This window comes from Paramagnetospirillum caucaseum, assembly GCF_000342045.1.
Lineage (GTDB): Bacteria > Pseudomonadota > Alphaproteobacteria > Rhodospirillales > Magnetospirillaceae > Phaeospirillum > Phaeospirillum caucaseum.
Genome location: NZ_AONQ01000055.1, coordinates 1 through 16,406, shown reverse-complemented (window position 1 = coordinate 16,406; position 16,406 = coordinate 1). Strand labels below are relative to the sequence as shown.

The 16,406-nt window shown below is 68.4% G+C and carries 18 protein-coding genes and 1 tRNA gene; 7 read left to right on the top strand and 12 right to left on the bottom strand.

Translation table 11 applies throughout. The annotated features are described in order from the left end of the window. Nucleotides 1–121: 121 nt before the first annotated feature. Nucleotides 122–619 carry an Hsp20 family protein gene (locus H261_RS16955; protein WP_040476769.1) on the top strand — a complete coding sequence of 166 codons (498 nt, stop codon included), beginning with the start codon at nucleotides 122–124 and terminating at the stop codon, nucleotides 617–619. A gap of 2 nt (nucleotides 620–621) precedes the next feature. Next, complete coding sequence (locus tag H261_RS16950) at nucleotides 622–855, top strand: DUF1150 family protein (protein ID WP_008619909.1); 234 nt, start codon at nucleotides 622–624, stop codon at nucleotides 853–855. Nucleotides 856–1,018: 163 nt separating this feature from the next. On the opposite strand, the gene ptsN is transcribed toward H261_RS16950, so the two are convergent. The 8 genes from ptsN to H261_RS16910 all read right to left on the bottom strand — a co-directional run bounded on the left by ptsN (nucleotide 1,019) and on the right by H261_RS16910 (nucleotide 7,536). Beyond that, nucleotides 1,019–1,483, bottom strand: a complete 465-nt coding sequence (ptsN, locus tag H261_RS16945; RefSeq protein WP_008619907.1) for a PTS IIA-like nitrogen regulatory protein PtsN — start codon at nucleotides 1,481–1,483, stop codon at nucleotides 1,019–1,021. A 166-nt stretch (nucleotides 1,484–1,649) separates the two neighbouring features. Next, nucleotides 1,650–3,161, bottom strand: coding sequence for an RNA polymerase factor sigma-54 (gene rpoN, locus H261_RS16940; protein WP_008619905.1), 1,512 nt, complete (start codon nucleotides 3,159–3,161; stop codon nucleotides 1,650–1,652). 8 nt (nucleotides 3,162–3,169) lie between these two features. Next, a complete protein-coding gene (gene lptB / locus H261_RS16935) occupies nucleotides 3,170–3,967 on the bottom strand; it encodes an LPS export ABC transporter ATP-binding protein (RefSeq protein ID WP_008619903.1) in 798 nt (265 codons plus the stop codon). Further along, nucleotides 3,964–4,926 carry an LptA/OstA family protein gene (locus tag H261_RS16930; protein ID WP_008619897.1) on the bottom strand — a complete coding sequence of 321 codons (963 nt, stop codon included), beginning with the start codon at nucleotides 4,924–4,926 and terminating at the stop codon, nucleotides 3,964–3,966. Before H261_RS16930 ends, lptB begins: the two co-directional genes overlap by 4 nt. After that, nucleotides 4,923–5,639 carry an LPS export ABC transporter periplasmic protein LptC gene (gene lptC, locus H261_RS16925; RefSeq protein ID WP_040476767.1) on the bottom strand — a complete coding sequence of 239 codons (717 nt, stop codon included), beginning with the start codon at nucleotides 5,637–5,639 and terminating at the stop codon, nucleotides 4,923–4,925. Before lptC ends, H261_RS16930 begins: the two co-directional genes overlap by 4 nt. After that, complete coding sequence (locus H261_RS16920; protein ID WP_008619895.1) at nucleotides 5,636–6,601, bottom strand: KpsF/GutQ family sugar-phosphate isomerase; 966 nt, start codon at nucleotides 6,599–6,601, stop codon at nucleotides 5,636–5,638. Before H261_RS16920 ends, lptC begins: the two co-directional genes overlap by 4 nt. Before the next feature lie 150 nt (nucleotides 6,602–6,751). Then, nucleotides 6,752–7,363 carry a ribonuclease D gene (locus H261_RS16915; RefSeq protein WP_008619894.1) on the bottom strand — a complete coding sequence of 204 codons (612 nt, stop codon included), beginning with the start codon at nucleotides 7,361–7,363 and terminating at the stop codon, nucleotides 6,752–6,754. A gap of 86 nt (nucleotides 7,364–7,449) precedes the next feature. After that, nucleotides 7,450–7,536, bottom strand: a tRNA-Leu gene (locus H261_RS16910). Nucleotides 7,537–7,741: 205 nt separating this feature from the next. Between H261_RS16910 and H261_RS16905 the strand changes: the two genes are divergently transcribed. Continuing rightward, nucleotides 7,742–8,749, top strand: a complete 1,008-nt coding sequence (locus H261_RS16905) for a complex I NDUFA9 subunit family protein (protein WP_008619893.1) — start codon at nucleotides 7,742–7,744, stop codon at nucleotides 8,747–8,749. 57 nt (nucleotides 8,750–8,806) lie between these two features. Here H261_RS16905 and H261_RS16900 read toward each other — a convergent pair whose 3' ends face one another. The 4 genes from H261_RS16900 to H261_RS25815 all read right to left on the bottom strand — a co-directional run bounded on the left by H261_RS16900 (nucleotide 8,807) and on the right by H261_RS25815 (nucleotide 12,044). Then, nucleotides 8,807–9,037 carry a helix-turn-helix domain-containing protein gene (locus H261_RS16900; RefSeq protein WP_008619892.1) on the bottom strand — a complete coding sequence of 77 codons (231 nt, stop codon included), beginning with the start codon at nucleotides 9,035–9,037 and terminating at the stop codon, nucleotides 8,807–8,809. Between the two features lie 190 nt (nucleotides 9,038–9,227). After that, nucleotides 9,228–10,169, bottom strand: a complete 942-nt coding sequence (locus H261_RS16895) for a site-specific tyrosine recombinase XerD (protein ID WP_008619891.1) — start codon at nucleotides 10,167–10,169, stop codon at nucleotides 9,228–9,230. Next, the gene (locus tag H261_RS16890) at nucleotides 10,166–11,923 is read right to left on the bottom strand and encodes a hypothetical protein (RefSeq protein WP_008619890.1); all 1,758 of its coding nucleotides are present in this window, start codon (nucleotides 11,921–11,923) and stop codon (nucleotides 10,166–10,168) included. Before H261_RS16890 ends, H261_RS16895 begins: the two co-directional genes overlap by 4 nt. Further along, nucleotides 11,904–12,044, bottom strand: a complete 141-nt coding sequence (locus H261_RS25815) for a hypothetical protein (protein WP_008619889.1) — start codon at nucleotides 12,042–12,044, stop codon at nucleotides 11,904–11,906. The genes H261_RS16890 and H261_RS25815 overlap by 20 nt, the downstream gene beginning before the upstream one ends. Nucleotides 12,045–12,225: 181 nt before the next feature. On the opposite strand from H261_RS25815, the gene H261_RS16885 reads away from it, so the two are divergent. From H261_RS16885 to H261_RS16870, 4 genes are all read left to right on the top strand, one after another. Then, nucleotides 12,226–12,801: a shikimate kinase gene (locus H261_RS16885; protein WP_008619888.1), complete on the top strand. Its 576-nt coding sequence runs from the start codon at nucleotides 12,226–12,228 to the stop codon at nucleotides 12,799–12,801. Beyond that, entirely contained in the window at nucleotides 12,798–13,913 is a 1,116-nt protein-coding gene (gene aroB / locus H261_RS16880) for a 3-dehydroquinate synthase (RefSeq protein ID WP_008619887.1), read from the top strand. The genes H261_RS16885 and aroB overlap by 4 nt, the downstream gene beginning before the upstream one ends. Before the next feature lie 4 nt (nucleotides 13,914–13,917). Continuing rightward, nucleotides 13,918–15,189 carry an HlyC/CorC family transporter gene (locus tag H261_RS16875; protein ID WP_008619886.1) on the top strand — a complete coding sequence of 424 codons (1,272 nt, stop codon included), beginning with the start codon at nucleotides 13,918–13,920 and terminating at the stop codon, nucleotides 15,187–15,189. Nucleotides 15,190–15,649: 460 nt separating this feature from the next. Then, nucleotides 15,650–16,384: a PhoH family protein gene (locus H261_RS16870; protein ID WP_008619885.1), complete on the top strand. Its 735-nt coding sequence runs from the start codon at nucleotides 15,650–15,652 to the stop codon at nucleotides 16,382–16,384. Nucleotides 16,385–16,406: the final 22 nt, after the last annotated feature.

The window sequence follows — 16,406 nt, the reverse complement described above, 5'->3', positions numbered from 1 at the left end:
AAGGGGCGTCAGCCTCCCCGCTTGACGATCCCTTAATTCCCCCCAAGATAATATGACGAAGGGTGCCGATGGTCGGGCCCTTCCTTGGCGTACTCGCTCATGCCCGAGGAGGACGAAGATCATGTCTCGCTTGTCCGCGTTCAATTCCCCGCTGCTGCTCGGTTTCGATCATTTCGACCGGTTGCTCGACCGCATGTCCAAGTCCTCGCCCGAGGGCTATCCCCCCTACAACATCGAGCAGATTTCCGAGAACGGCCTGCGCATCACCCTGGCGGTGGCAGGCTTCTCCTGGGATGACCTGTCGGTGGCGCTGGAGGATAACCAGCTGGTCATCCGCGGCCGCCAGTCCGAGGACGAGGGAGAGCGGATCTTCATCCATCGCGGCATCGCGTCGCGGCAGTTCCAGCGGGCTTTCCTGCTGGCCGACGGCATGGAGGTGACGGGCGCGTCCCTGGATAACGGCCTGCTGCATATCGACCTGATCCGCCGGGTGCCGGAACCCAAGGTCCGCACCATTCCCATCGGGCGGGCGGGAGAGGCCGCCCACACCATCACCGTTTCCGCCGATGAAGCCTCGTCGGCGTCCCGGGCCAGAACCGGCCACAAGAGGGAGGTCTGAACATGAAGACCATGGACAACAAGCCCATGATCATGGGCCATCACATGATGAGCGCCGCCGATTTCGCCAATTGGGGGGTTCCCGCCATCGCCTACTTCAAGCATGAGGACAATGGCGGCCAGGGCGGCTGGTCGATCCATGCCGCCGACGGTACGGTGATCGGCGCGGCGCCGTCGCGCGACACCGCCTTCGCCGCCATCGTCCAGCACGAGATGGAGCCCATGAGCGTGCACTGAGCACGCTTGCGAAAAAGTCCTTCGGCTTCGCCTCAGTGTACTTTTTCGCAGGGAAGATTTAAGGAAAAGCCCGCGCTTGGGGCGGCCCGGCCCGGCGCGCGGGCTTTGGCTTCATTATCCCCAATCCGAGACGAGGTCTCGGATCGGGTAATCGCGAAGCGGATTACGCCGCCCGGCTGGCCGGCGATTCGGTCAGCAGGGCGTAAAGGGCGTCGGCGTTGTCGGTGCCGCGCAGCTTCTCGCATACGCCCTTGTCGCGCAGCAGCCGCGACACCCGGGCCAGGGCCTTCAAGTGGTCGGCGCCGGCCGATTCGGGGGCCAGCAGCAGGAAGATCAGGTCCACCGGCTGTTCGTCGATGGACTCGAAGGCGATGGGCTTCTCCAGGCGGGCGAACAGGCCGTAGAGACGCTCCATGGCCGGCAGCTTGCCGTGGGGAATGGCGATGCCGTTGCCGACGCCGGTGGTCCCCAGGCGCTCGCGCTCCAGCAGCACGTCGAAGATCGCCCGCTCGTGCAGGCCGGTAATCTCGGCAGCCTTCTTGGCCAGATCCTGCAGCGCCTGCTTCTTGGAGGTAGCGCGCAGATTCGGAATGACGGCGGCCGGGCTGATCAGATCGGTGATTTCCATGAATCCACCCTATGAGCGCGGAACCTTCGATTCCGCGGGGTCTCCCATAACGCGCGCGGGATGTCCTCTACCGCGCGATGAGCCCCGTCCCGTCTTTCCGACGAGGCGGGCGGAAAATAGGCCCCGGCTTGTCCGAAGTCAAGCATGGCGGACGGCAGAGGGGCGATCACATGCCCAGCGACTTTTCGCGCCGGCGCTGGACCGACGAGCCGATGTTCATGGCCTCCCGGTATTTTGCCACCGTGCGCCGGGCGATGTCGATGCCTTCCGCCTTCAGGGCGTCGACGATGGAATCGTCGGACAGCACGCTCTTGCCCTCGGAATCGATCAGCGCCTTGATGCGGTGGCGCACCGATTCGGCGGAATGGGCGTCGCCGCCGTCGGCCGAGCCGATGGCCTGGGTGAAGAAGTACTTCAGCTCGTAGATGCCCCTGGGCGTGGCCATGTATTTGTTGGAGGTGACGCGGCTGACCGTGCTTTCATGCATGGAAATGGCGGTGGCGATGTCTCTCAGCACCAGCGGGCGCAGGTGCTGCACGCCCAGGCGGAAGAAGGCGTCCTGCTGGCGGACGATCTCGGTGGCCACCTTGAGGATGGTGGTGGCGCGCTGGTGCAGCGACTTGACCAGCCAGTTGGCCGACTGGAAACGCTCGGAGATGTAGGTCTTGTCGTCCTTGCTGCGCGCCGCGCCGGCGATCTTGGAGTAATAGCGGGTGTTGACCAGCACGCGGGGCAGGGTGTCCGAGTTCAGCTCCACCACCCAGGCGCCGTCCTGGGCGCGGCGCATCAACACGTCGGGGGTGACCGGCTGGGCGACGATATGGTCGAAGGCCAGCGCCGGCTTGGGGTCCAGCGCCTTGATCTCGCCGATCATCTCGGCCATGTCCTCGGCATCGACGCCGCAGACCTTCATCAGGCCGGGCAGGTCGCGCCGGGCCAGCAGTTCCAGGTTGTCGAGCAGGGCCTGCATGGCGGGGTCGAGGCGGTTTTTCTCGGCCAACTGCAGCCCCAGGCATTCCTTGAGCGTGCGGGCGAAGACGCCGACCGGATCGAAGCCCTGGACGCGGCGGAGCACCGTGTCCACACGCTCGCGCGGACAGCCCAGCTTGTTCGCCAGTTCGTCCAGGTCGCCGATCAGGTAGCCGGCCTCGTCCAGCATCTCGATCAGGTGCAGCGCGATCAGCCGGTCGGCCGGGACGACGATGTCCATGTTGACCTGGGCGGCGAGATGGTCGCGCAAGGATATCTCGCCCGCCACCATCTGCTCCAGGTTGGACTCGCCGTCGTCGAAACCGCCGCCGCCGCCGCCGACATTGTTCCATTGACCGAGGGATTCGTCCTGGACGGCATCCGAGGCGCTGTCGTTGTTGAAGGTGTTGTCGTAATCCACGTCCATGCCGTCCTCGGCCCCGCCGGCCCCCATGCCGTCGAGCAGCGGCGCTTCGGCGGGGGCGGAATCGAGGACGGGAAGGTCGGAGGAATCGGCCTTGGGCTCGGCGGGCTCGGGGCCGCGCTCGCCTTCCTCCCGCTCCAGCAGCGGGTTGCGCTCCAGTTCCTGGTCGATGAAGGCGGCAAGCTCGAAATTGGACAATTGCAGCAGCTTGATGGCCTGCTGCAATTGCGGGGTCATCACCAGAGACTGGGTCTGGCGGATATCAAGCCGGGGACCGATGGCCATGGCGGGCGTTACATGCTGAACCGTTCGCCGAGATAGACGCGCCGCACCCCTTCGTGGGCGACGATCTCGGCGGGGCGGCCCTCCATCAGCACCGCGCCGTCGTGCAGGATATAGGCACGGTCGATGAGGTCCAGGGTCTCGCGCACGTTGTGGTCGGTGATCAGCACGCCGATGCCGCGGTGCTTGAGGTGCGACACCAGGTCGCGGATGTCCGACACGGCGATGGGATCGATGCCGGCCAGCGGCTCGTCCAGCAGGATGAAGTGCGGGCGGCAGGCCAGGGCGCGGGCGATCTCGACGCGGCGGCGCTCGCCGCCCGACAGCGCCATGGCGGGCGCCCGGCGCAGATGGCTGATGGAGAACTCGGCCAGCAGGCTTTCCAGGTCGTGCTGGCGGCGCTCCAGGTCGGGCTCGACCACTTCGAGCACCGCCATGATGTTGCCTTCCACCGACAGGCCCCGGAAGATGGAGGCTTCCTGCGGCAGGTAGCCGATGCCGAGGCGGGCGCGGCGGTACATGGGCAGGTCGGTGATCTCGGTGCCGTCCAGCGAGATGGAGCCCACGTCGGGATTGATCAGGCCGGTGATGCAGTAGAAGCAGGTGGTCTTGCCGGCGCCGTTGGGGCCCAGCAGGCCCACCGCCTCGCCCCGCTGCACGGTGATCGAGACGTCGCGCAGCACCGGGCGGCCCTTGAAACTCTTGCCGATATTGCGGGCCAGCAGGCCGGGATTGTCGGCCACCAGGCGCGGCCCCGCGGCCGTCGGGCCTGCGGCGGTCAGCGGCGAACCTGGCTTGATGCTTTTCATCGTCCCCCCGATCCGGGCGTCGGCACGTTGCCGGTGAAGCCGGCGCGGCCCTGGGGCTGGCCGGCCTGCGTTTCGCCCTTTTTCTGCGGAATGAACACGCCCTGAACCCTCTGTCCGCTGTCGGTGCCGCCGGCGGCGACGGGGAACAGCTTGCTGACCCCGGTGTGGAGGTTCACGTGCGCCCATCCCCCTTCCAGCTGGTTACCGCCTTCGCGGCTGATCTTAACCGAACCCGAGACGGTGGCGATACCGGTTTCGGCGTTGTAGTCGCCGCGGTCGCCGGTCACCGTCTCGCCCTTGCTCAGGATGACCACATGGCCGTAGGCGTCGGCGCGCTGCAGGTCCAGCCCGCCGTCGCCGCCGCCCGTCTGGCCGGCCTGGGCCGGTTTGCCGGCGGGCCTGGCGGTGGTGGACTTGTCCTTGAAATGGGCGGTCAGCACGTCGGCCTTCAGCGTCTTGTCGCCCTGCTGGACGGCGATTGCGTCGCCCCGGAGCACCGCCATCTTCTTCAGTTCCCAGTATTCCAGGCTCTCGCTGGCCTGGTAGCTGTCGGTGGGGGTGACCAGTTTGGCCGGGGCGCCCTTCAGCACGAAGATGGACTTGTCCAGGTCGTAGACGGCCTTGCTTCCGGTGGCGGTGTCGTTGGGCGAGCGGATCACCACGTTGCCGTCGGCGTCCAGGCGCCAGATCTCGTCGCCGCTGGGCCCCTTGCGGTAATGGGCGGTCAGCGTGTCGGCGTCCACCGTCATGTTGCCGCGTACGGCGTGGGCGTTGCCGCGCGCGATCACCCGCAATTCCTCGGAATGCCACTCGATGCCGTTGTCGGCGTAGACCTGGATCTGCTGGTCGCCGGACTTGCTCATCTCGAAGCCCTGGGCGGTGGCGGCGCCGGGCAGGGCGGCCCCCAGGGCGGCCCCCAGAACAAGGATGGCCAGCGGTATCAGAGCGGGCGGCTTCATCGCGTCTTGGCTCCCTTGCTCCGGCCCTTGTCCTGGGCCTTGTGGCTTACGGCGCGCAGGTTCAGCTGCGACTTGCCGGTGAAGGTGATGTCGTGGTGCTTGCCGGTGATGGCGAAGCCCGTCGAACGGATGGCGCCCTGCGGGCCGTGGCCCTCGACGGGGTCGAAACCCCGCGCCGTGTTGCTGGCCAGCTCGATGGTGGCGGTGGCGGTGTGAATCTCGTAGCCGGTGTCGTGATAGAGGTTCACGCCGCCCGACAGGTCCAGCACCTTGGTGGATTGGTGATAGATGCCGGCGGCGGCGTCGACCACAATGTTGGAACCCGAGGTGGAGGTGAAATCGGCCTTGGGATTGACCAGATGGATCTGGTCCTGGTTGCCCGGCATCTGGGTGGCGGTGTCGGAGGTCACCGCGAAGGGGCGGTTGGATTCGTCGACGCCGAAATAGCGGGCGTTCTTCATCACCAGGGTATCGACCGATTTGGGCGACAGGTTGGCGAAGCCCAGCTTGAAGCCGCTGTCCAGGCGCGACAGCTTGGGCCATACCACCACCAGCCCCAGCAGCAGCGCCGCCAGGGCGGGCAGGGCGATCTTCATCACCGAGACGAAATGGGAATGGTCGGCGAAGGGGCCGAGACGCGGCCCCCTCGGATGCCGTTCCCTTGGGTGGCGCCCCCGGGCCGGGGGGCCTTCCGTGTCGGCGCGCAGGCTCATGCCAGCCCGGCCCGCAGGCAGTCGTGGACGTGCAGTACGCCCACCGGACGCCCGTCGCTTTCGACCACGAACAGGCTGGTGATGGAGCGCGCGTTCATCTGGCGCAGCGCCTCGGCGGCCAGCAGGTTGGGCGGCACCGTGCGGGGCGAGGCGGTCATCACCTGCCCGGCCGTCCGGCGGATCAGGTCGGGGCTCATGTGGCGGCGCAGGTCGCCGTCGGTGAGGATGCCGGCCAGCCGTCCGTCGCCGTCCACCACGCCGGCGCAGCCCAGGCTCTTGGCGGTCATCACCAGCAGCACGTCGGCCATGGGGGTGTCGGCGCCCACCAGGGGCAGGCCGTCGCCGCCATGCATCAGGTCGGCGACCTTGAGCAGGCGCTGGCCCAGTTGGCCGCCGGGATGGAAGACCTTGAAGTCGGCGGCGGTGAAGCCCTTGCGCTCCAGCAGGGTGACGGCCAGGGCATCGCCCAGGGCCAGCATCATGGTGGTCGACGTGGTGGGCGCCAGTCCCATGGGGCAGGCCTCGGGATTGGGCGGCAGCACCAGGGCGACGTCGGCGGCGGTGGCCAGGGTCGAGCCGTCCCTGGACGTAATGCCGATCAGCCCGATCTCGAAGCGCCTGGTATAGGCGATGATGTCGCCCAGTTCCGGCGTCTCGCCCGAATTGGACAGGGCCACCACCGCGTCGTCGCGGGTCACCATGCCGAGGTCGCCGTGGCTGGCCTCGGCCGGGTGGACGTAGAAGGCGGGGCAGCCGGTCGACGCCATGGTGGCGGCGATCTTGCGCGCCACGTGGCCGCTCTTGCCCATGCCGGTGACGATGACGCGGCCGGGCGCGCCTTCGATCAGGGTCACCGCCTTGAGAAACGGGCCGTCCAGGCTCTCCGCCAGGGAGTCCAGCGCGCGGGCCTCGGTGGCGAGAACACGGCGGGCGGTGGCAAGGGCGTCGGAATCGGCGGTCATCAATGGGTCCGGTCAGGCTGGTCCGTTCCCCGCCCAGGGCGGCGAGGGTGCATAACTATACGCAACGGCCCTGGGACGGAAAGGCAAAACGCGTCCGGTTGGTCCGTTTCGTGCATTCGCGGGTTGCGTGGCGAGCGGAGGGGGCGGAAATCAGTGCGAGAAGATGTCTTCCGCATCCCAGCCGGCCAGGTCCAGGTCGGCGCGGTCGGGCAGGAAGGAGAAGCAGGCCTCGGCCAGGGCGCGGCGGCCCTCGCGGTCCAGCAGTATGTCGAGGCGGTCCTTGAGCTGGTGCAGGTAAAGGACGTCCGAGGCGGCATAGGCCAACTGCTCGGCGTTCAGCTCGGGCGCCCCCCAATCCGAGCTCTGTTGCAGCTTGGACAGGTCGATGTTGAGGAATTCCTTGCACAGCACCTTGAGGCTGTGGCCCTCGGTGTTGGTGCGGGTCAGCTTGGACGCGATCTTGGTGCAGAACACCGGCGTGCAGCGCACGCCGAAATGGCGCCGCAGCATGGCCACGTCGAAGCGGGCGAAGTGGAACAGCTTGGTCACCGTGGAATCGGACAGCATCCGCACCAGGTTGGGCGAGTTCCACTCGGGCTTGGGGTAATGGACCACATGGGCGTCGCCGTTGCCGGCCGACAGCTGCACCACGCACAGGCGGTCGCGCTGCAGGTTGAGCCCCATGGTTTCGGAATCGATGGCGACAAGCTTGCCGAGATCGAGGCCGTCGGGGAGATCGTTCTTGTGGTAGAAAACGGTCACGGAGCCGCTCCTTCTATTCCCCTGTGGGGAAAGGGCGGCTCCGCGTCCGATGTATCCATCTGCTGGACCGCGCCGCGGTTAAGAGATGGTGCCCAGGAGAAGACTCGAACTTCCACGACATCACTGCCACACGGACCTGAACCGTGCGCGTCTACCAATTCCGCCACCTGGGCAGGTAGCTCCCGAACCGCCTCAGCCGTCCGAGGCGCGAAGAAATATGCGAGGCGACGCGCGGTGTCAACGATGTTTTTTCGCCTCATTCCGCTTTTTTGCTTTCGGTCCCCCGCCCTTTACACCCGGGCGGCTTATGGGCTAGCTTCCGACCCAAATAACGACGAGGCGGCGCGGGGCGCCGTCCAGCGGGAATGGAGGGACGACATGGCGCGTCGCGTGGTCACGGTATTCGGGGGATCGGGCTTCATCGGCAGGAACGTGGTCAAGCGCCTCGCCGCCCAGGGCTGGGTGGTGCGCGCCGCGGTCAGGGACCCCATCGCCGCCGAGTTCCTGAAGCCCATGGGCGATGTGGGCCAGGTCACCCCGCTGCGCGCCGACATCACCGATCCCAAGGCGGTGGCCATGGCGGTGGCCGGCGTCGATGCGGTGGTCAATCTGGTGGGCATTCTCTATGAGAGCGGCCGGGCCACCTTCGACGCCATCCACGTGAAGGGCGCCGCCACCGTGGCGGCGGCGGCCAAGGCGGCCGGCGTTGGCCGTCTGGTCCACATGTCGGCGCTCGGCGCCGACAAGAATTCCGAGGCAGCCTATGCCCGCTCCAAGGCGGCGGGCGAAGAGGCGGTGCTGGCCGCCTTCCCCGGCGCCTGCGTCGTGCGCCCCTCGGTGGTGTTCGGCCCCGATGATGATTTCTTCAACCGCTTCGGCAAGCTGGCCATGGTGTCGCCGGTGCTGCCGGTGTTCACCGCCGACGGCTTCAAGCCGGTGTGCGGCGAAGCGGGCTGCTCCATCGACCTGTTCGGCTCGGGTGGCCCCATCTTCCAGCCGGTCAGCGTCGCCGACGTGGCCCAGGCCATCGTCCAGATGCTCGACGATTCCCGCCATGCCGGCAAGACCTTCGAACTGGGCGGGCCGCGCCGCTATTCCATGAAGGAAGTCATGGAACTGGTGATGTCGTCCACCGGCCGCCAGCGCGTCCTGGTGCCGGTCCCCTTCGGCCTGGGCATGCTGCAGGCCACCTTCCTGCAGATGCTGCCCTCGCCGCTGCTGACCAAGGATCAGGTGCGGATGATGAAGGTGGACAACGTGGTCAGGGGCGGCAAGCCGGGCCTGACCGAACTGGGCATCACGCCGACCTCGGCGGAGGCGATCCTGCCGCTCTACATGAAGCGCTACGGCAAGTACGCGCCGGCGGGCGGCGACAAGGCCGCCTGATTCCGCTCCGCGCCGTGGGGAAGCCATCAGGGCCGCCCTCGGGCGGCCCTTTCTGCGTCAGGCCCGCAAGGCCTTGCGGGTGACCTGGCTGCGCAAATCGGCCGGCAACTGCTCCAGCAGCCGCAGCAGGGCTCCGACGCCGATGGGCACCCGCGAGCGGCCGTCGGCCCAGCGCCACACTGTGGTGGGGGCGGGCTGCTGCTCGCCGAGATCGTCGAGCAGCCGGGCCAGGGCGGCCTGGGATAGGCCCAGCCTGCGCAACGTCTCCGTGAACTCGTCGTCGGTCATATCCTGTCCTCTCCCTGCCGGCGCGGGTGGTGGGGATGCCTTGAGAATCAAGGCGAAAGCCGTCAGGGCGCCAACAGAATTGGCGGGGGAGGCGGGCGCTGTCAATGGAACGAAACGGGAATAAGTGTTTATGCTTATCGGTGGATCACGTGTCCCGCGGCGGAAAGGCGCGGACATACGGACATGCGATCTACCCTTTTTGCAGGGGCTTGCCGGCCAAGGGATGATGGGCGCGCACCAGCCGGTTGGCCTCGTCGTCGATCAGATGGGTGTAGATTTCTGTGGTGGCGATGTCGGCATGGCCCAGCATCTCCTGCACGCTCCGCAAATCGGCGCCGCCGGCCAGCAGGTGGCTGGCGAAGGAATGGCGCAGAACGTGGGGCGAGACCTTCATGGGGTCGAGACCGGCCTTGACCGCCGTGCGGGCCAGCATCCTGGCGAAGCCCGAGCGGGTGAGGTGGCCCTGGACGCCCGAGGACGGGAACAGCCAGCGCGACGGCCTGGACTTGGGGTAAATGGCGGCGCGCTCGTCCTTCCAGGCGGCCAGGGCGGCGCGGGCCGGGTCGGACAGCGGCACCATGCGTTCCTTGTCGCCCTTGCCGCGCACCACCAGGACCGCCGGGTCGCGGGCCACGGCGGACAGCGGCAGCGACACCAGTTCCGAGACGCGCAATCCGGCGGCGTAGAGGGTTTCCAGCAGGGCGGTCATCAGGATGCCGTCGCGTCCCTCCAGGGCGCGGGCGGCGTCGAGCAGCGCGGTCACCTCCTCCTTGCGCAGGTATTTGGGCAGCGGGCGGCCCAGGCGCGGCGCATCGACATTGGCGGTGGGGTCGTCGGGGCGCAGGCGCTCGGCGAAGGCGAAGCCGTAGAACTGCTTCAGGCAGGACAGCCGCCGCGCCTGGGTGCGGGCGGCCATGCCGGTCGCAGCCTGACGGGCGATATAGCCCGCCACCGCCCGCGCATCGGCGGTCAGTGGGCCGAGGCCGCGCTCCGCCAGGAAGCCGGAGAAATCGGCCAGATCGCGGCCATAGGCGTCCAGCGTGTTGGGGCTGGCGCCCCGTTCGACCTGCATCATCTCGAGAAAGGCCTCGACGTGACGGTCGAGGGATGGCCGGCCGACGGGAGGGCTCATCCGCCGTTGGCCAGCACCGCCTCGATGGCCAGTTCGCGGGCCTCGCGCTCGAACCCGGCCTGGCGCAGGAACACCACCACCCGGTTGAGGGTGTCGGGATCGACGCCGTCCAGCCCGGTCTCGCCCAGGGCGGCGGCGGCCAGCAATGCCGTCTCGGCGCGGCGCGCCCCCTCGGCGGCGGCGCGCAGCAGGGCCTTCATGGCCGGCTTGGGACCGGCTCCGGCGGCGGTTCCGGTGGCGTGGGCCAGCCAGGCCGGGGCGGGAATGCTTTCGCCCACCGCCTGCAGCATGGCCAGGGTGACCACGGCGCGGCGCTCGTTGGGCCCGACGGTTTCCATCCAGCCGGCGAAGGCGCCCGCCGGGCTGGGGTCGAGGCCGACCCGGCTGATGCGGGTCAGCGGCCACAGACCGGCGGCCAGCTTGGCGGCGTCCGGGTCGGTCCTGGCCAGGGCCAGCCAGCTGGCCGCCGTCTCGGGCCGTCCCGCCGCATAGAGGGCGCGGGCCAGCATGGGCGACGCGGTAACCAGATCGGGGGCCGGTTTCAGCTCGGCGATCAGCGGGGCGTAAAGCCGGGCGGTGGCGGAAAAGGCATGGCGCTCCGCCGCGGCCAGCAGAATCCGCGCCATCAACTCGGCCCGCACATGGGGCGCCGCTTCGGCGCCGACGGCGCGCAGCCACAGGGCGCGGCCTTTGGGCGCCTTGTCGCCCTGGGTCTGTGCGGCCTGCTGCTCGGGCGGCGTGAGGGCCACCCCGTTCATCAGCTTGCGCAAGGACTCGGTCTCGAGGATGCCCAGCGCCTCGGCCCGCTCGGCGGCGGCGATGCGCAGATCCACCGCCACCGCCGGGTTGTCGGCGATGGCGCGCAGCATGGAGGGCGGGGCGTTGGCGACGGTGTCGGCGGGCAGCGGCAACTTGGCGGCCTTGAAGGCGGCGAGGTGCAGCGGCGTCGGATGGGGCAGCTTGTCCACCTTGCCCGGGGGCGTGCCCGCCATGGCCTCGGCGGCGGCGATGAAGGCGTGGTCGGCGTCCTTGCGCTCGCGCATCAGGTCGAGCGCCATGCCGGCCTCCAGCGCCTTGCCCGTGGAAATCTGGCAGAACACCGACAGGCGGGGATCGAGCGGCATCATCTGGGACATGGCGGCGGCCTCGGCGCAGGCGGCCTTGGAATCGCCGGTCAGCAGGAAGGTGTCGACCTTGAGGCGCGACAGGCCTGGCGAGGTCACGGCGGCGGGGGCCGCCTTGAGCAGGGCGGCCAGGCCATCGGTCTCGCCCATGGCGAACAGGCGTTCGGCGCGGAGTTCCAGCAGCGAGGGCACCTGGCCGCGATTGCCCTCGGGGGCGGCGGCGGCCGACAGCAGCAGACGGCGGGTCAGGGAATGGACAGCGCGCGAGCCGGCGGCGGCGGGCAAGGCGGGCAGCATCGTGCGCACGGTGGCGGCGGCGGTGCCGTGCCACATGCCCAGCCCCAGGCCGCCCTGGCCTTCGTCGAGGACTCCGACCGCGTCGGGGTCGGGGGCCTTCAACTCCTCCATTTCAAAGCGGGAGCCGGGCTTGGCCGGACCGCCGGGAAACTCGGCCGCCGTCGGGGCGGCGCCGGCCCCGGATTCCTCGGCCTTGGGGGCCGCCGGTTCCAGGTTGGGCGAGGTGAGGATCAGCGGCTTGCCCGGCGGGGCGGGCGTCTCGGCCAGGGTGGCCGGTGCCAGGAACATGATTCCGGCCGCCAGGGTCAGGGCTTTAGCGCGGGAAACGGGCATCCGGCACGACCTTTTCGATTTTCGCCGAAGGGGGCGGCGGGTCCCAGGTGGACAGGAACAGTCCGCCGCCGACGATCACCGCCAGCAACAGGACAACAAGAAGGCCGGCGATCTTGCTCATGGGAAGCGGGTGACCTCGCGATGGCGACATTTCTGGACAGGACCGGGGGGGTGCGGCTAAAAGCGGCGGGTGCGGCCCCTTATGCGTTCGTCGGGGCAGTGTATCGGCCAAGGCGGCGACGATCAACGCCGGGACGGCGCTTTTTTTCACGATGGGAGCGGGACGGACCGTGGATCAGGGCATGGCCGACGAATTGGCGAGACTGGCGCCGCTGCTCGGTGGGCGGATCGGCCGCACCGTCGTGCTGGTCGGTCTGATGGGCGCCGGCAAGTCCTGCGTCGGCCGCCGCCTCGCCGCCCGCCTGGGGCTTGACTTCCTTGATTCCGACGTCGAGTTCGAGGCCGCCTCGGGCAGTTCCATCAGCGACTATTTCGCCCGCTTCGGCGAGGCCGCCTTCCGCGACGGCGAGCGCAAGGTGATCGCCCGCCTGCTGGACGGCCCCCCGGTGGTGCTGGCCACCGGCGGCGGCGCCTTCATCGATCCCGCCACCCGCGAGCGCATCAAGTCCACCGGCACCTCGGTGTGGATCCGCGCGGAACTGGACCTTTTGCTGAAGCGCACGGTGGGACGCGACCACCGGCCGCTGCTCAAGCAGGGCGACCCCCGCGAGATTCTCGGCCGTCTGATGGAAGCCCGCTATCCCGTCTACGCCGAAGCCGACATCATCGTCGATTCCACCGACGAAGTTCCCGAGGCCACCGTGATCCGCGTCATGGAGGGCCTGATCGCCTATCTTGATTCGGAGAAGACAGCATGAGTGCCGCCCTGGAACAGGTCCTGGTCGAACTGGGCGAGCGTTCCTACCCCATCCATATCGGCCCCGGCCTGCTGGACCGGGCGGGCGAACTGATCAAGCCGCTGATGCAGGGCGGCCGCGCCCTGGTGGTCACCGACGCCAACGTGGCGCCGCTCTATCTCGAGCGGGTGCAGAAGAGCCTGGCCGAGGCGGGGGTGGTCACCATGCACACCGTGGTGCCGGCCGGCGAGCAGACCAAGGACTTCAAGCATCTGGAAGCCCTGCTCGACGCCATGCTGGAGGCCCGCGCCGAGCGCGGTGTCATGGTGGTGGCGCTGGGCGGCGGGGTGATCGGCGACCTGACCGGCTTCGCCGCCTCGATCCTGCTGCGCGGCGTGGATTTCGTGCAGATTCCCACGACCCTGCTGTCCCAGGTGGATTCCTCGGTGGGCGGCAAGACCGGTATCAACACCCGCCAGGGCAAGAACCTGGTAGGCACCTTCTACCAGCCCCGTCTGGTGCTGGCCGACACGGCGGTACTCGACACCCTGCCCCGGCGCCAGGTGCTGGCCGGCTATGCCGAGGTGGCCAAGTACGGCGTCATCGACGACGAGCCGTTCTTCGCCTGGCTGGAGGCGAACGGGTCCAAGGTGATCGACGGCGACCTGGAGGCGCGGCGCCACGCCGTCGCCGTGTCGTGTCGCGCCAAGGCCCGCATCGTCGCCGCCGACGAGCGCGAAGGCGGCGTGCGGGCACTGCTCAATCTCGGCCACACCTTCGGCCATGCCCTGGAGGCCGAGACCGGCTTTTCCGAGGAAATGCTGCACGGCGAGGCGGTGGCGCTCGGCATGGTGATGGCGCTGCGGCTGTCGGCCCGCCTGGGCTTGGCCCCCGCCGCCGATGCCGAACGGCTGGAACGGCATTTCGAGGCGCTGGGGTTGCCCACCGCCCTGCCCCGGCCCCGGCTGTGGGCGGTGGACCGGCTGATCCGCCACATGGCCGGCGACAAGAAGGTCAAGGACGGCAAGGTCACCTTCGTGATGGCCAGGGGCATCGGCAAGAGCTTCCTGACCCGCGAGGTGCCGGAGGCCGAACTGGCCTCCATGCTGTCGGAGATGGCGGCGGGGAGGTAAGGGGATGGACGAGTTGACGCTGTCGCTGGTCGCCATCGGTGTTCTGCTGGTGATGTCGGCGTTCTTTTCCGGGTCCGAGACCGCGCTGACGGCGGTCTCCCGTCCGGTGATGCATCAGCTGGAACAGGACGGCAGCCGGCGTGCCCGTCTGGTCAACAAGCTGCTGGAAGCGCGGGACCGCCTGATCGGTTCCCTGCTGCTCGGCAACAACATCGTCAATATCCTGGCCTCGTCGCTGGCCACCGGCGTGCTGATCGGCCTGTTCGGCGACGCCGGCATCGCCTACGCCACCGCCGGCATGACGGTGGTCGTCGTGCTGTTCGGCGAGGTGCTGCCCAAGACCTACGCCATCTATCACGCCAACCGGGCGGCGCTGCTGGTGGCGGCTCCGGTTACCGCCCTGGTCCTGGTGCTCACCCCCTTCGTGCGGGCCATCGAGGTCATCGTCCGCCTGCTGTTCCGCCTGTTTGGGGCGTCCTACGCCTCGGTGACCAGCCTGGAAGCCTCCATGATGGAGCTGAGGGGAGCCATCGAGGTCCATGCCGGCGAGGAGGAGGTCAAGGAGGAGCGGCGCATGCTGCGCTCCATCCTGGAACTGGGCGACGTGGAGGTGGCGCAGGTGATGACCCACCGGCGCGGCGCGGTCACCGTCGATGCCGGCCTGTCCGCCGCCGAGATCCTCGAACTGGTGGTCGGCTCGCCGTTCTCCCGCGTGCCGCTGTGGAAGGACGATCCCGACAACATCGTCGGCGTGGTCCACGCCAAGGACCTGCTGCGCGCCGTCCGTACCCTGGAAGGCGACCTGGACAAGCTGGACGTGGTGGAACTGGCCTCGCCGCCCTGGTTCATTCCCGATTCCACCACCCTGCTGGAGCAGTTGCAGGCCTTCCGGTCGCGGCGCGAGCATTTCGCCCTGGTGGTGGACGAGTACGGCTCGCTGCTCGGCGTGGTGACCCTGGAAGACATCCTGGAGGAGATCGTCGGCGACATCACCGACGAGCACGACGTGGCGGTGGCCGGAGTGCGGCCGCAATCGGACGGCTCCTGCATCGTCGACGGCGCGGTGACCATCCGCGACCTCAACCGCGAGTTCGAGTGGCGGCTGCCCGACGACGAGGCCACCACCATCGCCGGCCTGATCCTGCACGAGGCGCGGCAGATTCCCGACGTGGGCCAGGTATTCCGCTTCTACGGCTTCCGCTTCGAGATCGCCCGGCGTCAGCGCAACCAGATCACCTCCATCCGGGTGACCCCGCCGCCGCCGGCGAATGACTGAGACCGATGGCCCATAGGGCCTGAGGCAAGCACGACTGCGCGCCGCGCCTCATGGCGCGAGAGCCAAGCGAAGCGCCCGGCGCTTGAGGGACTTACGGCGACTCAATTTGCTTTGTCGCCGCCATAGACGGTCATTGATCCGCCGGTATCAGACCAAACAAGGCTGCGTGACTCCGTTCACATCCCATTAACTCCACATATGGTATTACAATCGGGTGACGGGGCCGATTTGTTGTCGACAAGCCGAGTCCCGGTTGGTTAAGGTTTTTGCGGGTTGTGATCGCGGACGGAGGAATCCACGTTGATTCGCTGCTTGGACCGAGCACCGGAATGCCTTTCGGGACAGGGTCGCCCGCCGCTTGCGGGCCGCAGCGCACTCCGCCTCTCCCCCCAGGGGTCTCTCGTGTCGAGAGGCCCTTTTTTGTTGCCCCTTTCCCTCAGCCGTTTCGAAGGAGTCCCAGATGGCCAAGCGCGCCACGCGGATTGCCGCGTCCAAGAATGAGCCGGTGGTAACCCTGTATCCCGACCAGGGCTGGAGCCCGCTGGGCGAGGACGACCAGCACCGCGAGCAGAGCTATGTGCGCAAGGTCCGTCCGCAAAGCGACAACCAGCGCCGGCTGCTCAAGGCCATCGGCGACGGCAACCTGACGGTGGCCCTGGGCCCCGCCGGCACCGGCAAGACCTATCTGGCCATCTCGGCGGCGGTGGAAGCCTTCGAGGAGGGCCGGGTGGCGCGCATCATGCTGTCGCGCCCGGCGGTGGAGGCCGGCGAAAGCCTGGGCTTCCTGCCCGGCGACTTGCAGGAGAAGATGGCGCCCTATCTGAGGCCCCTCTACGACGCCCTGTCGGACCGTCTGGGCGGCAAGCGGCTGCGGGCGCTGCTGGCCGACGGCTCCATCGAGATCGCCCCCATCGCCTATATGCGCGGCCGTACCCTGAACAACGCCTTCATCGTCATCGACGAGGCGCAGAACTGCACCTATGGCCAGATCAAGATGCTGCTGACCCGCCTGGGCTGGCACTCCACCATGGTGCTGACCGGCGATCCCGACCAGAGCGACCTGCTGCCCGGCATGTCCGGCCTGGCCGACATCGCGGCGCGGCTTTCCGAACTGCCCGACGTCTCGGTGGTCACCCTGGATGAGAAGGACATCGTCCGCCACCCGCTGGTGGCCAGCATGCTGACGGTGCTGTAGGACGGAAAAAGGGAGCGAAGGG

Excerpts from the sequence above, each read along its gene's own strand:
- H261_RS16955 (WP_040476769.1), top strand. The coding sequence starts at position 122 with ATGTCTCGCTTGTCCGCGTTCAATTCCCCGCTGCTGCTCGGTTTCGAT.
- H261_RS16950 (WP_008619909.1), top strand. The coding sequence starts at position 622 with ATGAAGACCATGGACAACAAGCCCATGATCATGGGCCATCACATGATG.
- ptsN (WP_008619907.1), bottom strand. The coding sequence starts at position 1,483 with ATGGAAATCACCGATCTGATCAGCCCGGCCGCCGTCATTCCGAATCTG.
- rpoN (WP_008619905.1), bottom strand. The coding sequence starts at position 3,161 with ATGGCCATCGGTCCCCGGCTTGATATCCGCCAGACCCAGTCTCTGGTG.
- lptB (WP_008619903.1), bottom strand. The coding sequence starts at position 3,967 with ATGAAAAGCATCAAGCCAGGTTCGCCGCTGACCGCCGCAGGCCCGACG.
- H261_RS16930 (WP_008619897.1), bottom strand. The coding sequence starts at position 4,926 with ATGAAGCCGCCCGCTCTGATACCGCTGGCCATCCTTGTTCTGGGGGCC.
- lptC (WP_040476767.1), bottom strand. The coding sequence starts at position 5,639 with ATGAGCCTGCGCGCCGACACGGAAGGCCCCCCGGCCCGGGGGCGCCAC.
- H261_RS16920 (WP_008619895.1), bottom strand. The coding sequence starts at position 6,601 with ATGACCGCCGATTCCGACGCCCTTGCCACCGCCCGCCGTGTTCTCGCC.
- H261_RS16905 (WP_008619893.1), top strand. The coding sequence starts at position 7,742 with ATGGCGCGTCGCGTGGTCACGGTATTCGGGGGATCGGGCTTCATCGGC.
- H261_RS16900 (WP_008619892.1), bottom strand. The coding sequence starts at position 9,037 with ATGACCGACGACGAGTTCACGGAGACGTTGCGCAGGCTGGGCCTATCC.
- H261_RS16895 (WP_008619891.1), bottom strand. The coding sequence starts at position 10,169 with ATGAGCCCTCCCGTCGGCCGGCCATCCCTCGACCGTCACGTCGAGGCC.
- H261_RS16890 (WP_008619890.1), bottom strand. The coding sequence starts at position 11,923 with ATGCCCGTTTCCCGCGCTAAAGCCCTGACCCTGGCGGCCGGAATCATG.
- H261_RS25815 (WP_008619889.1), bottom strand. The coding sequence starts at position 12,044 with ATGAGCAAGATCGCCGGCCTTCTTGTTGTCCTGTTGCTGGCGGTGATC.
- H261_RS16885 (WP_008619888.1), top strand. The coding sequence starts at position 12,226 with ATGGCCGACGAATTGGCGAGACTGGCGCCGCTGCTCGGTGGGCGGATC.
- aroB (WP_008619887.1), top strand. The coding sequence starts at position 12,798 with ATGAGTGCCGCCCTGGAACAGGTCCTGGTCGAACTGGGCGAGCGTTCC.
- H261_RS16875 (WP_008619886.1), top strand. The coding sequence starts at position 13,918 with ATGGACGAGTTGACGCTGTCGCTGGTCGCCATCGGTGTTCTGCTGGTG.
- H261_RS16870 (WP_008619885.1), top strand. The coding sequence starts at position 15,650 with ATGGCCAAGCGCGCCACGCGGATTGCCGCGTCCAAGAATGAGCCGGTG.